General features: G+C 58.5%; 12 protein-coding genes. 5 read left to right on the top strand and 7 right to left on the bottom strand.

Annotated features, from left to right (window positions below):
- Positions 1–34 precede the first annotated feature (34 nt).
- The 4 genes from ACL2XN_RS25605 to yfbV all read right to left on the bottom strand — a co-directional run bounded on the left by ACL2XN_RS25605 (position 35) and on the right by yfbV (position 3,811).
- Positions 35–1,909 (bottom strand): SLC13 family permease, encoded by a 1,875-nt coding sequence (locus tag ACL2XN_RS25605; protein ID WP_413727942.1) that lies wholly within the window; start codon positions 1,907–1,909, stop codon positions 35–37.
- 54 nt (positions 1,910–1,963) lie between these two features.
- Positions 1,964–2,623, bottom strand: coding sequence for a sugar phosphatase (locus ACL2XN_RS25600; protein WP_413727941.1), 660 nt, complete (start codon positions 2,621–2,623; stop codon positions 1,964–1,966).
- Positions 2,624–2,646: 23 nt separating this feature from the next.
- A complete protein-coding gene (locus tag ACL2XN_RS25595; RefSeq protein ID WP_410016763.1) occupies positions 2,647–3,141 on the bottom strand; it encodes a YfbU family protein in 495 nt (164 codons plus the stop codon).
- A 214-nt stretch (positions 3,142–3,355) separates the two neighbouring features.
- Positions 3,356–3,811 carry a terminus macrodomain insulation protein YfbV gene (gene yfbV, locus ACL2XN_RS25590; RefSeq protein ID WP_410014201.1) on the bottom strand — a complete coding sequence of 152 codons (456 nt, stop codon included), beginning with the start codon at positions 3,809–3,811 and terminating at the stop codon, positions 3,356–3,358.
- A 363-nt stretch (positions 3,812–4,174) separates the two neighbouring features.
- Between yfbV and ackA the strand changes: the two genes are divergently transcribed.
- The 3 genes from ackA (at position 4,175) to ACL2XN_RS25575 (ending at position 9,296) form a co-directional block, all read left to right on the top strand.
- Complete coding sequence (ackA, locus tag ACL2XN_RS25585; protein ID WP_410014200.1) at positions 4,175–5,377, top strand: acetate kinase; 1,203 nt, start codon at positions 4,175–4,177, stop codon at positions 5,375–5,377.
- A gap of 78 nt (positions 5,378–5,455) precedes the next feature.
- Positions 5,456–7,606 carry a phosphate acetyltransferase gene (gene pta / locus ACL2XN_RS25580; RefSeq protein WP_410014199.1) on the top strand — a complete coding sequence of 717 codons (2,151 nt, stop codon included), beginning with the start codon at positions 5,456–5,458 and terminating at the stop codon, positions 7,604–7,606.
- Positions 7,607–8,087: 481 nt separating this feature from the next.
- The gene (locus ACL2XN_RS25575) at positions 8,088–9,296 is read left to right on the top strand and encodes an IS256 family transposase (RefSeq protein WP_413729587.1); all 1,209 of its coding nucleotides are present in this window, start codon (positions 8,088–8,090) and stop codon (positions 9,294–9,296) included.
- 1,264 nt (positions 9,297–10,560) lie between these two features.
- Here ACL2XN_RS25575 and yfcD read toward each other — a convergent pair.
- Positions 10,561–11,133, bottom strand: coding sequence for an NUDIX hydrolase YfcD (gene yfcD, locus ACL2XN_RS25570; protein WP_410014198.1), 573 nt, complete (start codon positions 11,131–11,133; stop codon positions 10,561–10,563).
- 91 nt (positions 11,134–11,224) lie between these two features.
- On the bottom strand, positions 11,225–11,779 hold the full coding sequence (yfcE, locus tag ACL2XN_RS25565) for a phosphodiesterase (protein ID WP_410014197.1): 555 nt from the start codon (positions 11,777–11,779) through the stop codon (positions 11,225–11,227).
- A 155-nt stretch (positions 11,780–11,934) separates the two neighbouring features.
- Here yfcE and ACL2XN_RS25560 point away from each other — a divergent pair, with 155 nt between their 5' ends.
- Complete coding sequence (locus tag ACL2XN_RS25560) at positions 11,935–12,567, top strand: glutathione binding-like protein (protein WP_410014196.1); 633 nt, start codon at positions 11,935–11,937, stop codon at positions 12,565–12,567.
- A gap of 165 nt (positions 12,568–12,732) precedes the next feature.
- Positions 12,733–13,635 (top strand): TIGR01777 family oxidoreductase, encoded by a 903-nt coding sequence (locus tag ACL2XN_RS25555; protein ID WP_410014195.1) that lies wholly within the window; start codon positions 12,733–12,735, stop codon positions 13,633–13,635.
- Between the two features lie 604 nt (positions 13,636–14,239).
- On the opposite strand, the gene hisP is transcribed toward ACL2XN_RS25555, so the two are convergent.
- Positions 14,240–15,013 carry a histidine ABC transporter ATP-binding protein HisP gene (hisP, locus tag ACL2XN_RS25550; RefSeq protein ID WP_410014194.1) on the bottom strand — a complete coding sequence of 258 codons (774 nt, stop codon included), beginning with the start codon at positions 15,011–15,013 and terminating at the stop codon, positions 14,240–14,242.
- Between the last annotated feature and the right edge of the window lie 6 nt (positions 15,014–15,019).

Below are 15,019 nucleotides of genomic sequence, written 5' to 3'. Positions count from 1 at the left end.
CCGGATACAGTCGTGCCGGGCGCACGCCGTGAGATCAAAACGGGTAAAGTATCGGCACCAGCACCACGCTCACCACCATCACCAGCAGGGTAAACGGCACGCCGATACGGACAAAATCGCCGAACTTATAGCCTCCCGGCCCCAGCACCAGGGTATTGACCGGCGACGAGACCGGGGTCATAAACGCCGAGGACGCGGCGATGGCGATAATCATGGCGAAGGGATAGGGCGACACCGCCATCTCGTTGGCCGCGGCGACCGCGATCGGCGCCATCAGCACCGCGGTGGCGGTATTGGAGATAAACAAGCCGATAACCGCGCAGAGGATAAACAGGCTCAGCAGCATGATATGCGCCCCCGCCCCGCCCGAGATATCCATCAGCAGCCGCACCACCAGGTCCACCCCGCCGGTTTTCTGCAGCGCCAGCGCAAAGGGCATCATGCCGACGATAAGGATAAGGCTCGGCCAGTGGATGGCGCGATAGGCGCTTTCCATATCGATACAGCGGAACTTGCCCATCAGCACGCAGGCGATGAGGGCGGCGATGGGGTTGGGTATCTCCTCCGTCAGCATCATGGCCACCATCAGCGCCAGGCAGAAGAGCGCGTGGGGCGCCTGGCTCACCGCCGGCGCCACGTCGTCCACCTCGGCCGGCAGGTTCAGTACGATAAAATTGTTTTTCTTCAGCTGCAGCTGGCGAATCAGCTTCCAGTCGCCAATCACCAGCAGGATATCCCCAAGCGTCAGCTCCTCGTCAATCAGCTTGCCCGCCATCGCCTCGCCGTTGCGACGGATGCCCACCACGTTAACGCCGTAGCGGCTGCGAAAGCCCACCTGGCGCAGCGTCTTGCCCACCAATTCGGAATCGGGAATCAGGCTCACCTCCGCCATGCCCACATCCCTGGCCTGTTCGGAGAAATATTCGCCGCGCAGCACCATGGGTTCCAGCTGCTGCTCGCTGCAAAACTGTCGCAGATCCACCTCGGAGGCGGACATATCGATTAATAATACATCGCGCTGGCGCAGTTCGGTATTGCCGCCGGCGCTTACCATTACCCGGCGAAATTTGCGCCAGCGCTCGATGCCGACCACGTTGGCGCCGTAGCGATCGCGCAGCCTGAGGTCGTCCAGGCGCTGGCCGATAAGCGGCGAGCCGGGGCGCAGGGCCAGGCGACGCGCGCGGCCGGTCAGCTTATAATCGCGGATCAGATCGCGGAACGTCCGGCGCTGCCACTGCTCCCGCTCATGGCTGGCCTCGCCGCCGCCCAGCCAGTAGCGCGCCACCAGCATATAGCCGACGCCCAGCGCCAGCACCACCACGCCCACCGGCGTAACGGCGAAGAAGCCGAAGCCCTCGGCGCCGTCGCGCACCAATTCGCTGTTGACCACCATATTGGGCGGCGTCGCCACCAGGGACATCATGCCGCTTATCAGGGCGGCAAAGCTCAGCGGCATCATCATGCGGCTGGGGGAGGTTTTCATGCGCTGCGACACGCTCAGCACTACCGGGATGAATATCGCCACCACGCCGGTGGAGCTCATAATGGCGCCCAAGGCGGCGACGGTGATCATCAGCAGGATCAGCATGCGGGTTTCGCTTTTGCCCGCCACCCGCATCAGCCACTCGCCGACCTGGTAGGCGATGCCGGTACGCACCAGGCCCTCGCCGACGACAAACATGGCGGCGATCAGTAAGACGTTGGGATCGCTGAAGCCGGCGGTGGCTTCCGGCAATGATAGGGTGCCGCTCAGGACAAAGGCGATGATCACCAGCAGCGCCACCACATCCATGCGCACTTTGTTGGTGGTAAAGAGAAAGATAGCGATCAACAGCAGGGCCAGCACCCAGATGAGTTCGTTATTCACAACGTTTTCCCGGATTATAAAGCGGTGTCTGCGGCCAATCATGCCATAAAAAAGCCCCGGGATGGCGGGGCTAAATCATTAAACAGTTGATTTCTCTCAAGCTGTGCGCAGGCTGACGCGCGCACCCTGGCCGTCGCGTTCAATCACCAGTTGTTCCAGGGAGGTCAGGAGCAGGCCGATCGCCTCTTTCTGCGGCGTTTCCGGCGGCGGATTGACCGCGATGACCGGACAGCCGGCGGCCAGGCCGGCCTGGATGCCGGCGATGGCATCCTCCACGACGATGCAGTCCACCGGCGCAAACCCCAGTTTTTTCGCGCCCAGCAGATAGGCGTCCGGCTGGGGTTTGCCGCGGGCGACCTGCTCGGCGGTGATAAGCCATGCCGGCTGCGGCAGGCGCCCGGCCCGCAGCCGCGCGGTGGCCACCGGCATCGACCCGGAGGTCACGATGGCCCAGGGAATATCCAGCGCGTTGAGCCGGTTAAGCAAATCCACCGCCCCGGGCAGCGCCGTTACCCCGTCGATGCACTCCGCCTCGAACTTTTCCAACGCGCTGAATTCGGACTGGATGCGTTCTTCGCTTTCCCCCGGCATAAAATGGCGCAACGACGTAATAGCCTGTTTGCCGTGGATAAAGTTCAACACCTCGTCGACGGGAACCCCCCGCCGCCTGGCCCAATTTCCCCAGGCTAATTCCACCACCGGCAATGAATCAATCAAGGTTCCATCAAGGTCAAATAAAAAACCTTTACACAGCACAGGCATATCTCCGGGTTAAGCCGTCAGGCATTGATAATTTGCGTAATTTCCACCGCGCTGAGATGATATTGGCGCGGGCAGGATTGCCAGACGGCCAGCATTCGCAGATATTTATCCCACATCTTGGTCTGGGCGTTGAAACCGTGGGTGCCGGAATCAAAGTGAGTGTAGCGTCCCTCGGTAAAGACCATAAAGCGTACATAGCCCAGGTAACGCGCCTCGGTGGCGGCGTCAAAGCCAAGGAACGCCAGGCGACGCTCGTCGATGTCCTGTTTTTCCTTCAGGTTCGACCAGGAGACCTGCAGCGCGTGGTGCAGTTCCATGATATCGATAATCGTGCGGCAGACGTCTTCGCTCAACTGGCCGAAATCACGGTCCAGCTCGCGCATCTGCAGGCCGTAGCCGCGTTCCACAATGGTTTGCTGACGGCGATAGCGTTCGCCGTTGTCCGGGTCCAGCATGGACATCATCTTATACTGGTTGGACAGAATTAACCGTTGGGCGTTTGTCATCTCCATCATCCACTCCTGATTGTATACCGTGGGGCGCCGAACTGTTCGCGCCAATGGCGAGCGCCGCCCCGTGGGTGCCTCTAGTCGTCTGGCGCTAGCATCGCATAATGCGTACGATGGCGGTACCGGAAGCCGGCGCTTTTTTGATTTAAGACAGCAGGTGGCGAAATATCGCCCGTCCGCTGCCCGGGGCGGCGGCTGGCGGACAGCGACATAACGCTTATAAATCGTCCAGGAAGGCTTTATCCAGCAGCTTAAACGCACGCTTAAGCACGTCGGCCAGCATTTGATAGGTCGGCACGCCTTCCACCGGCGCCAGCGCCTGACCCGCCTCGTTAAGCTGATGGCGTACTTCATGGAACCAGTGCAAAAGCGTGGGGGGCAGCGGCGTCACGGAGCGTTTACCCAGCCACCACAGCCCCTGCATCGGCAGGCTGCAGGCAAAGATGGCGGTGGCCACCGCCGGCCCAAGCTGGCCGCCGAGGGCGATTTGCCAGGTCAGGGTAAAGACCGCCACTGCCGGCATGTAGCGCACGGCAAAGCGGGTGGCCGCGATCATGCGGTTTTCAGGAAAAAGCGGCGCCAGGCGTTTCTCGGTCGGCCAGGTTTTCATATAATCTTGTCCGCGCTGGAAAATTTTGTACCAGCTTACCGAACCGGAAGGAATTGTCGCCATAGCGGGCCTCAACTTTACGAATAAAAATTAAAATTTTTGTGCAAAATCACAATCAAATTGTATAACTTTTAAATATATTTTGTCTTTACTACCGGCAATCGTTATCCTTATTGCCGCCTTATGGCTGGCCCCTACGCACCGTTTGCGCCGCCTGAGCAGCACGATTCCGTGTAATGTCGCTACGATTAACCGCGATAAGTAAACACGTGTTTCAAAAAAATGTTTAACTTCAACAGTTTTCGATTTCATGTCAAATAAAACGCACTTTGGCATGATGTTAATCATAAATCTCAACGGCGTAATGCGCTACGCTTTATAGCTGATTGATGATTTATTAACCATGCACAACAAATAGGTACTTCCATGTCGAGTAAGCTAGTACTGGTTCTTAACTGTGGCAGTTCATCCCTAAAATTTGCCATTATCGATGCTGCCAACGGTGAAGAACATCTCTCCGGCCTCGCAGAATGTTTCAACCTGCCGGAAGCGCGCATCAAATGGAAGATGGACGGCGGCAAGCACGAAGCTGCGTTAGGAAACGGCGCCGCGCACAGCGAAGCGTTGAGCTTTATTGTTAATACAATTCTCGCTCAAAAACCAGAATTATCAGCGCAGCTCACCGCAATCGGCCATCGCGTCGTTAATGTTGGCGAAAAGTATACCGCCTCCGCCCTGCTCTCGGACGATGTGCTGCAAGCCATCAAGGATTCCATCCCGTTTGCGCCGCTGCATAATCCGGCCCATATCATCGGCATCAACGAAGCGCTCAAGGCGTTTCCAAAACTGGCCGACAAAAACGTCGCCGTGTTCGATACCGCCTTCCATCAGACCATGCCGGAAGAGTCGTTCCTGTATGCCCTGCCCTATGCGTTATATGAAGAGCACCGCATCCGCCGCTACGGCGCCCACGGCACCAGCCACTACTTTGTGACCCATGAAGCGGCGCGCATGCTGGATAAACCGGTGGAAGACGTCAACCTGATCACCTGCCACCTGGGCAACGGCGGTTCGGTTACCGCAGTGCGCAACGGCAAGAGCGTTGACACCTCCATGGGCCTGACCCCGCTGGAAGGCCTGGTGATGGGCACCCGCAGCGGCGATCTCGATCCCGCCATTATCTTCTTCCTGCATAATGCCATGGGCATGTCGGTTGAACAAATCGATAAACTGCTGACCAAGGAATCCGGCCTGCTGGGCCTGACCGGCGTCACCAGCGATATGCGCTGGGTTATCGACAATTACGATACGAAACCTGAAGCCAAGCGCGCCATGGATGTCTTCTGCCACCGCCTGGCGAAATATATCGGTTCCTATACCGCCCTGATGGACGGTCGCCTGGACGCGGTGATCTTCACCGGCGGCATCGGCGAAAACGCCGCCAAGGTGCGCGAACTGACCCTGGGCAAACTGGCCCTGCTGGGCTTTGAAATCGACCAGAAGCGCAACGAAGCGGCCCGTTTCGGCAACAGCGGCGTGATCACCACCGACGCCAGCCGTCCGGCGATTGTCATCACCACCAATGAAGAACTGGTCATTGCCCAGGATGCCGCCCGTCTGACGGCGTAACAGTATCTCCGTTCCGCCGGACAAGCGCCGGCGGAATACTTGTTTGACTAACGAGCAACCGTTGAAAGAGGTTTAGCCGTGTCCCGTACAATCATGTTGATCCCAACCGGCACCAGTGTCGGCCTGACAAGCATCAGCCTGGGTGTCATTCGCGCCATGGAGCAGAAAGGCGTGCGCCTGAGCGTGTTCAAGCCGATCGCGCAGCCCCGTGCCGGCGATGACGGTCTTGACGCCACCACCAATATTATCCGCGCCAACTCCACCATTCCATCCGCCGAACCGCTGCGCATGAGCTATGTGGAGTCGCTGCTGGGCTCCAACCAGCAAGACGTGCTGATGGAAGAGATCATCGCCCGTTATCATGACAATACCAAAGACGCGGAAGTGGTATTGGTGGAAGGCCTGGTGCCGACCCGTAAACATCAGTTCGCCAACGCGCTGAACTATGAAATCGCCAAGACGCTGAACGCGGAAATCGTCTTTGTGCTGTCGCTCGGCAACGATTCGCCCGATCAGCTGAAGGAACGCATCGAGCTGGCCCGTTCCAGCTTCGGCGGCAGCAAGAATAAAAGCATCGTCGGCGTTATCGTCAATAAACTGAACGCGCCGGTGGACGAACAGGGCCGCACCCGTCCGGACCTGTCGGAAATCTTTGACGACACGCCCAAGGCCAGCGTCGCCAATATCGATCCGAAGCAGCTGTTTGAAAACAGCCCGCTGCCGGTACTGGGTTGCGTACCCTGGAGCTTTGACCTGATTGCCGTGCGCGCCATCGACATGGCCAGGCATTTGGGCGCCACCATTATTAACGAAGGCGATATCCAGACCCGTCGCGTGCGTTCGGTGACCTTCTGCGCGCGCAGCCTGCCGAACATGCTGGAGCATTTCCGCCCGGGTTCGCTGCTGGTGACTTCCGCCGATCGTCCCGACGTGTTGGTTGCCGCCTGTCTGGCGGCCATGAACGGCGTGGAACTGGGCGCCATCCTGCTGACCGGCGGCTATAAGGTGGATGAACGCATCCAACGCCTGTGCGATCGCGCCTTCCTGACCGGCCTGCCGATGTTCACCGTGCAGACCAATACCTGGCAGACCTCGCTCAGCCTGCAGGGCTTTAGCCTTGAAGTGCCGGCCGACGACCATAGCCGGGTGGAAAAAGTGCAGAACTACGTTGCCGGTCATATCGACAACAACTGGATCGAGTCCCTGACCGCCAGCTCCGAGCGTTCGCGTCGCCTGTCGCCGCCGGCGTTCCGTTATCAGCTGACCGAGCTGGCGCGCCAGGCCGGCAAGCGTATCGTGATGCCCGAAGGTGATGAACCCCGTACCGTGAAAGCGGCGGCTATTTGCGCTGAACGCGGCATCGCGCATTGCGTGCTGTTGGGCAATCCGGACGAAATCCATCGCGTTGCCGCCGTGCAGGGCGTGGAATTGGGTAAAGGCATCGAGATTATCGACCCGGAAGTGGCCCGCGAACGTTACGTGGCCCGTCTGGTGGAGCTGCGCAAGAGCAAAGGCATGACCGAAGTGGTCGCGCGCGAGCAGTTGGAAGATAACGTCGTGCTGGGCACCCTGATGCTGGAACAAGGCGAAGTTGACGGCCTGGTATCCGGCGCGGTTCACACCACCGCCAATACCATCCGCCCGCCGCTGCAGTTGATCAAGACCGCGCCGGGCAGTTCGCTGGTGTCCTCGGTGTTCTTTATGCTGCTGCCGGAACAGGTGCTGGTGTATGGCGACTGCGCCATTAATCCGGACCCGACCGCGGAACAACTGGCCGAAATTGCCATTCAGTCCGCTGATTCCGCCGCGGCCTTCGGCATCGAACCGCGTGTGGCGATGATCTCCTACTCCACCGGCACGTCCGGCGCCGGCAGCGATGTGGAAAAAGTGCGTGAAGCCACCCGTCTGGCGCAGGAAAAACGTCCTGACCTGGTGATTGACGGTCCGTTGCAGTACGACGCCGCCATTATGGCCGATGTGGCGCTGTCCAAAGCGCCGAATTCGCCGGTTGCCGGTAAAGCCACCGTGTTCATCTTCCCGGATTTGAACACCGGCAACACCACGTACAAAGCAGTGCAGCGTTCAGCCGATCTGATCTCCATCGGGCCGATGCTGCAAGGGATGCGCAAGCCGGTTAATGACCTGTCGCGCGGCGCGCTGGTGGACGATATCGTTTATACCATCGCCCTGACCGCCATCCAGTCCAAACAGGCTGAAACGGCTAAATAAGCCCGCTGGCCCTGTCAGCAGTAAGCACAACGCCGGCGCAAGCCGGCGTTTTTATTTGTGCGGGTAGCCTTGATACGCCTTGTCTGGGATGGGTGGTTACGCGCCTACCGCGCCAGGGGACTTCGGTCGGGTGGGAAATCCGTGTCCGGTTCCCCTCCTGTTGGCATGCGCTTCCCTTAACACGCCGGGTGTAGGTTCTGCGATCGCGGTCCCGGGTCCTGGCGGGCTATGGGAGTCCTAGGGTCGGGCCCTCTTGGGCATCCGTGAAGGTCAACGTCGCCACGTCGATGTCGCCGGGGTGGGGGTTGCGCTGGCAGCATGCGGGAGATGTAGGTTGCTGTGGCGGGGGTTGCGCTTGCCGTGCGTTCGGCGGTTATATGGAATGCCGGGTGCCGGCAAGCGACAAAGAGAGCCTGTACATAAGATTGTGTAATCGCCTGATTTTGATATGTTCAATCCATCATTAGAATTAGGTGAATTTATGGACGAAAAATTGCTACAGGCTCTCGCAACTGAGCTGGCTAAAAGTCTCAAAACCTCTGAGGATCTGAGCCAATTTGATCGGTTTTTAAAAAAATTAAGTGTTGAGGCTGCCCTTAAAGCTGAACTGACTCACCATTTGGGGTATGAAAAAAATCAGCTCAAATCGGGTCCCAACGCCCGTAACGGTTATTCCTCTAAAACGGTTACCACAGGTGATGGCCCGCTGGAGCTGAGGACACCTCGTGATCGCGAAGGGACCTTCGAGCCCCAACTAGTGAAGAAAAATCAGACCCGTATTACCGGAATGGATGACCAGATCCTGGCGCTTTATGCCAAAGGCATGACCACCCGTGAGATATCGGCGATGTTTAAGGAAATGTACGATGCGGATGTCTCGCCAGCACTGATATCGAAAGTCACTGAGGCGGTTCTGGAGCAGGTCACTGAATGGCAGAATCGCCCACTCGATACGCTCTATCCCATCATTTACCTGGACTGCATCGTGGTAAAAGTTCGCCACGACGGTCGCGTCATCAATAAATCCGTGTATCTGGCGTTGGGAATTAACATTGAAGGCCAAAAGGAACTGCTGGGCATGTGGATGGCAGAGAACGAAGGCGCGAAGTTCTGGCTAAGCGTGTTGACCGAGCTTAAAAACCGGGGATTACAGGATATTTTTATCGCCTGCGTCGATGGCCTGAAAGGCTTTCCTGACGCTATCAATACGGTCTACCCGAGGACCTGCATTCAGCTTTGTATCGTACACATGGTGCGTAACAGCCTGCGCTTTGTCTCCTGGAAAGACGCCAGAGCCGTCATGCGAGACTTGAAGGCAGTGTACCAGGCACCGACGGAGGAAGCGGGACAGCGGGCGCTGGAGACGTTCGCCAGCGTATGGAACTCCCGTTATCCGCAAGTAAGCCGGAGCTGGCAGGCTAACTGGACTAACCTTGCGACATTCTTCGCCTATCCGGAAGACATTCGCAAAGCGATCTACACCACAAACGCCATCGAGTCGCTAAACAGCGTGATCCGACACGCTATTAAAAAACGCAAGGTATTCCCGTCAGACGAATCGGTAAAAAAAGTGGTGTGGCTGGCCATCCAGGCGGCGTCAAAAAAATGGTCGATGCCGGTGAGGGAGTGGAAGATGGCATTGAATCGTTTTAGTATAGAATTTGGAGATCGTTTAGGTGGTCATTTATAAAAAGGCGTTTACACAGATTCCTAAACAGGCTCGACAAAGAGGCCGTACCGCGACGGCCTCCTTGACCTCCGCGCGCCCGGCAGGTCGCGCGTCGCTGCGCGATGCCTTCCGTCGCCCATGCTCCCGTGATGCACCGGCCCGGTTAGCGCGCTTTATGCCGGGGCATATGTCGCTGTTGGTAATGTATTTTTTTAAGCGATAGCGGCGCTGTTGTGTTGGATAGGGTCTGGCGTCGGGATAGGTTAACCTGCTTGCGGGGAGGTTTATGTTGCCGTGGCGGGGGTTTCGCTTGCCGTGTGTTCGGCGGTTATATGGAATGCCGGGTGCCGGCAAGCGACAAGGAGGCCGTACCGCGACGGCCTCCTTGACCTCCGCGCGCCCGGCAGGTCGCGCGTCGCTGCGCGATGCCTTCCGTCGCCCATGCCCCCGTGATGCACCGGCCCGGTTAGCGCTCCCGGCGCCACCGGGCCTTTCGCCGCTCCCGGCGGCTCATGCCGGGGACACAGGCGCCGTCAGCGCGCTTTATGCCGGTCCACATGTCGCTGTTCGCACGGCATATTATGTAGCAATAGTGGCGCTGTTGTTTTGGATAAGGTCTGGCGTCGGAATGCGGTTGACGGTTCTGGAATACAACGGGTATGGAATGTCTCTGGCACAGCGAAAAGTTGGACATGCAGTCATGCAGTCATGCAATAAGACATTCATCATTCAGTTTTAAGTTTTAACAGTAAGCGGTAAGCCATCAGCCATCAAACTGTAAACTTTAGCGCAAAATGTATAATGATACCTTTCCCGGTAAGCGCATACCGCTATGAACCCCAACGCGCTGTTTTTCTCACAGGCGATGGTGTTGACGTGGTGCCGGCATCGAGTGCGCCGGCGGCGCGCAGCGCGGCTGGATGAGCCGCCGGGAGCGGCGAAAGCCCGGATTGCGCTTGGAGCGCATATCGGGCGGTCCAAAAGCCGGGATGCGGCGTTGCCGGGAACCGCGCAGCGGCGCACGATCTGCCGGACGCGCGGAGGTCAAGGAGGCCGTCGCGGTACGGCCTCCTTGTCGCTTGCCGGCACCCGGCATTCCATATAACCGCCGAACGCACGGCAAGCGAAACCTTCGCCACGGCAACATTAATCTCCCCGCACGGCAAGCAAAACCCCCGCCACGGCAACACAAATCGCCCCGCACGGCAAGCGAGACCCACGCCCGATTCAGCCGCCAAGACAGGTATTACCTTTAACATGCCCAGATTAGCCTTGAGGCAGGCAGTTACTCTTCTGCGGTTTTTTGCTCCGGGGCGGAGGGAGGTAAAGGCTTGCCGTGGCTTTGCTGGTTATTGCGGCTCATCCAAAGCGAAAGCGCCTTGAGGGAGTCCGGGGTGAATTCATCGCAGCGGGCGGTGATTTCCTCCGGGCGCAGCCATTTGACCGCCTCCACTTCTTCAGCCTGTAGGGCAAACGGACCGTGGGTGACGCAGCTGAACAGCGCGCCCCAGACCCGGCAATGGTCGTTTTCAAAGTAGAACAGCCCGTGCTCAGCAAACGGCACGCCGGCGATGCCCAGCTCTTCTTCTGCTTCCCGGCGGGCGGAATCAAGCATATTTTCACCGCTTTGCACCACGCCGCCGGCGGTGGCATCCAGATAACCCGGGTAAAAATCCTTGGTGGCGGTACGGCGCTGCACCAGGATATTGCCCATGCCGTCATGGACCACGATGTAGCTGGCGCGGTGCCTGAGACGTTCTGCGCGCATCTGCTGACGGCTGGCCTGGGCGATGACTTCATTCTCTTCGTTGACGATGTCAACCCATTCCACGCCAGCAGCCTGACTCTGTTCCACCATCTTTCGAATCCCTTGTTAACGAGACGCGGGAGAGCCGCGCACCTTAATTGTAATAAAATAAAAAAATTTGCACGAGTGGATCCGTCATAACTTAGTGGTTAATCGCCACTTGCGCAATAGTCTCGCTCGTTTCCAATGACACAACTCGTAATATTTCCTGTTCCAGGAGGCCGTAGCTGGCGGCGAAGCCGCCTTTGGGGAGACTGACCGAGCCGGGATTGAAACACAGGATATCCTCCCGCCGCTCCGCCTGCGGAATATGAGTATGGCCGTAGACCACCACGTCGCCACGCCGCAGCGGGGGATGGCTGGCGGGATTGAAAAGATGCCCGTGGGTGACGAACAGCCGGGTATGATTCTCCAGCAGGACCTGCTGCCAGGGCGCGGTAATGGGAAACGTTAACAGCATTTGATCCACCTCGCTGTCGCAGTTGCCGCGCACCGCGATGATACGATCGGCATAGCCGTTCAGGAGCTCCGCCACCGCCGCCGGCTGGTATTCCTCCGGCAGGGCGTTGCGCGGGCCGTGATAAAGCAAATCGCCCAGCAGCACCAGCCACTGGGCGCCGCTGGCGTCATAGGCCGCCAGCATACGGCGGGTAGCGGCAAGCGAGCCGTGTATATCGGCGGCAAACATCAGTTTCATGGCAGCATCCTCTGGTTGTTCATCATCTCTCAAGCTTAACAAACTTACCGGCGCCGGTAACGGCGCTATGATGCGGCGGCCGGAACGGGTGGTGATTTCAACGGGCATTTGTTCTAGAGTGTCATCACGCGGCTATACATTCACAAGGAGCTTCTATGATTGACCTCTATTACGCGCCCACGCCCAACGGCCATAAAATAACGATTTTCCTGGAAGAAACCGGCCTGCCTTATCAAATCCATCCGATCAATATCTCCGCCAACCAACAGTTCGCGCCGGAATTTCTCACCATCTCGCCCAACAATAAAATACCGGCGATCGTCGACCAGCAACCCGCCGACGGCGGCGCGCCGTTAAGCCTGTTTGAATCCGGGGCGATTTTGCTTTATCTGGCGGATAAAACCGGCCAGCTTATCAGCAAGGATTTCCGCGAGCGCCAGGCCACGCTGCAATGGCTGTTCTGGCAAATGGCGGGTTTTGGCCCCATGCTGGGCCAGAACCACCATTTCAGCCATTACGCGCCCAAGCCGGTGCCTTACGCCATCGAGCGCTACCAGCTTGAGACCGTGCGCCTGTACGGCGTTTTAAACCGGCAACTGGCCCGCCATGCCTATATGGCCGGCGACAACATCAGCATTGCCGATATCGCCACCTATCCCTGGGTCGTTTCCCACGAGCGTCAGCATATCGATTTAGCGGATTTCCCGGCGGTACGGCGCTGGTTCGACAGCATTCGCTCCCGCCCCGCGGTCGAGCGCGCCTATCAGATACCCGCGCAAAAAGCTTAGCCCACGCGCCGCGCCGTCCAGCCGGCGGCGCGGTTTATTTTACCGGTTTAATTGTCAATTTATTGTCAGTTCAGGGGTTTTGTTCACTCATTTTCCCGCAAAAATGGCCTATGCTTGTAACCAAGCTGTTAATTGACGTGCGCATTGCGGGAAGCGAGGGCAAATATGAAAATTTTGATCACCGGCGGAACCGGGCTTATTGGACGGCACCTGATCGCCAGGCTGCTGACATTGTCGCACCAGATCACGGTACTGACCCGCGATCCCCAGCGTGCCCAGCAAAAACTGGGTACCCACGTGACCACCCTGACCACGCTGGCCTCATGTCCCCACCTGGATGCGTTTGACGCGGTATTCAATCTGGCGGGCGAGCCTATTGCCGATAAGCGCTGGACCGAGGAACAAAAAGATCGTCTTTGCCGCAGCCGCTGGGACGTGACCGAACGCCTGAGCCAGCTGATACGCCAGGGGGACGATCCGCCCCGCGTATTTATTTCCGGATCGGCGACGGGTTTTTACGGCAACCAGGATCAGATCCTGGTCACCGAGGACGAACCGCCGGTCGCCGAATTCACCCACACCTTATGTCAGCGCTGGGAAGAGCTGGCGCTGAGCGCGCAAAGTCCGCGCACGCGCGTCTGCCTGTCGCGCACCGGCGTGGTGCTGGCGGCGGACGGCGGCATACTGGGCAAACTGCTGCCGCTGTTTAAACTGGGGCTGGGCGGACCTATCGGCAACGGTCGCCAGTTCCTGTCCTGGATCCATATCGACGACATGGTGGATGCGCTGATCTTCCTGCTGAACACCGACGGGTTAAGCGGCCCGTTCAACCTGGTGGCGCCCTACCCGGTGCATAATGAACAATTCGCCGCCACCCTGGGCGAGGCGCTGCACCGCCCGGCCTTAATGCGCGCTCCGGCGGCGGCGGTAAAGCTGATGATGGGCGAAGGCGCCACGCTGATGCTGGGCGGCCAGCGGGCGGTCCCCAAACGCCTGGAAGCGGCCGGATTTACCTTTCGCTACATGGAGCTCAGGGACGCGCTGGCCGATATCGTTAAAGACGAATAAATCCCGAGCGCCCCATGGCACGGTATGCCCGCCAACACTTATCTCAAAGCAGACGTGTTCAAGGGAGAGCGTGCCAATGGGGTCGAATCGGGCATGATTTTCCCGCCCGACCGAGGCCCCGTGGCATGGTAGGCCCGCCAACACTTATCTCAAAGCAGACGTGTTCAAGGGAGAGCGTGCCTATGGGGTCGAATCGGGCATGATTTTCCCGCCCGACCGAGGCCCCATGGCATGGTAGGCCCGCCAACACTTATCTCAAAGCAGACGTGTTCAAGGGAGAGCGTGCCTATGGGGTCGAATCGGGCGTGGTGTTCCCGCCCGACCGAGGCCCCATGGCATGGTAGGCCCGCCAACACTTATCTCAAAGCAGTCGTGTTCAAGGGAGAGCGTGCCTATGGGGTCGAATCGGGCATGATTTTACCGCCCGACCGAGGCCCCGTGGCATGGTAGGCCCGCCAACACTTATCTCAAAGCAGACGTGTTCAAGGGAGAGCGTGCCTATGGGGTCGGATCGGGCGTGGTTTTCCCGCCCGACCGAGGCCCCATGGCAGGGTAGGCCCGCCAACACCGCTCTCAAAGCAGTCGTGTTCAAGGAAGAGCGCGCCTATTTGAGAGCGCCGGACAAGAATTGCTGCAACCGGGCGCTCTTCGGGCTCCCGAACACATCGGCCGGTGTCCCCTCTTCCTCGATAACCCCCTGGTGCAAAAATATAACGTGATTGGACACATGCCGGGCAAACTCCATCTCATGGGTCACCACCACCATGGTTTTACCCTCTTCCGCCAGCTTCTGCATAATACGCAGCACCTCGCCCACCAGCTCGGGGTCCAGCGCGGAGGTCGGTTCATCAAACAACAGCACATCCGGTTCCATCGCCAACGCGCGCGCAATGGACACCCGCTGCTGCTGGCCGCCGGACAGATTGATTGGATATTTCGCCTGGGCGCGCGCGTCAATGCCCACCTTATCCAGATACAGCACCGCCCGCTCGCGCGCCTCGCTCTTACTTAATCCCAACACCTGCACCGGCGCTTCCATCACGTTTTCCAGCACCGTCATATGGCTCCACAAATTAAAATGCTGGAATACCATGGTCAGCCGGGTCCGCAGCAGCTGCAGCTGTTTTTTATCGAACACTTTCAACTGCCCGTCCCGATCCCGCACCATATGGATATCGATATTATTGACGCTTATCGACCCCTCGCTCGGTTTTTCCAGGAAGTTGATACAGCGTAAAAACGTACTTTTACCCGACCCCGAGGAGCCGATAATGCTGATAACATCCCCCGCGCGCGCCTCCAGCGAAACCCCTTTCAGGACTTCCTGATCGCCGTAGCGCTTGTGCAGCTCCTTAATCAACAGTTTGGTATCTTGCATAGTCAT

Origin of the sequence: Sodalis sp. RH22, assembly GCF_047324165.1 — a bacterium.
In the GTDB taxonomy this organism is placed as follows: domain Bacteria; phylum Pseudomonadota; class Gammaproteobacteria; order Enterobacterales; family Enterobacteriaceae; genus Acerihabitans.
The sequence above is the reverse complement of the archived record's forward strand: the minus strand, read 5'-3'. Positions and strand labels throughout refer to the sequence as shown.

Bases quoted from the DNA above. Each gene is read 5' to 3' on its own strand.
- ACL2XN_RS25555 (WP_410014195.1), top strand. From the start codon at position 12,733: ATGAAAATTTTGATCACCGGCGGAACCGGGCTTATTGGACGGCACCTG.
- ACL2XN_RS25595 (WP_410016763.1), bottom strand. From the start codon at position 3,141: ATGGAGATGACAAACGCCCAACGGTTAATTCTGTCCAACCAGTATAAG.
- ACL2XN_RS25575 (WP_413729587.1), top strand. From the start codon at position 8,088: ATGGACGAAAAATTGCTACAGGCTCTCGCAACTGAGCTGGCTAAAAGT.
- yfcE (WP_410014197.1), bottom strand. From the start codon at position 11,779: ATGAAACTGATGTTTGCCGCCGATATACACGGCTCGCTTGCCGCTACC.
- hisP (WP_410014194.1), bottom strand. From the start codon at position 15,013: ATGCAAGATACCAAACTGTTGATTAAGGAGCTGCACAAGCGCTACGGC.
- yfbV (WP_410014201.1), bottom strand. From the start codon at position 3,811: ATGGCGACAATTCCTTCCGGTTCGGTAAGCTGGTACAAAATTTTCCAG.
- ACL2XN_RS25605 (WP_413727942.1), bottom strand. From the start codon at position 1,909: ATGATTGGCCGCAGACACCGCTTTATAATCCGGGAAAACGTTGTGAAT.
- yfcD (WP_410014198.1), bottom strand. From the start codon at position 11,133: ATGGTGGAACAGAGTCAGGCTGCTGGCGTGGAATGGGTTGACATCGTC.
- ACL2XN_RS25560 (WP_410014196.1), top strand. From the start codon at position 11,935: ATGATTGACCTCTATTACGCGCCCACGCCCAACGGCCATAAAATAACG.
- ackA (WP_410014200.1), top strand. From the start codon at position 4,175: ATGTCGAGTAAGCTAGTACTGGTTCTTAACTGTGGCAGTTCATCCCTA.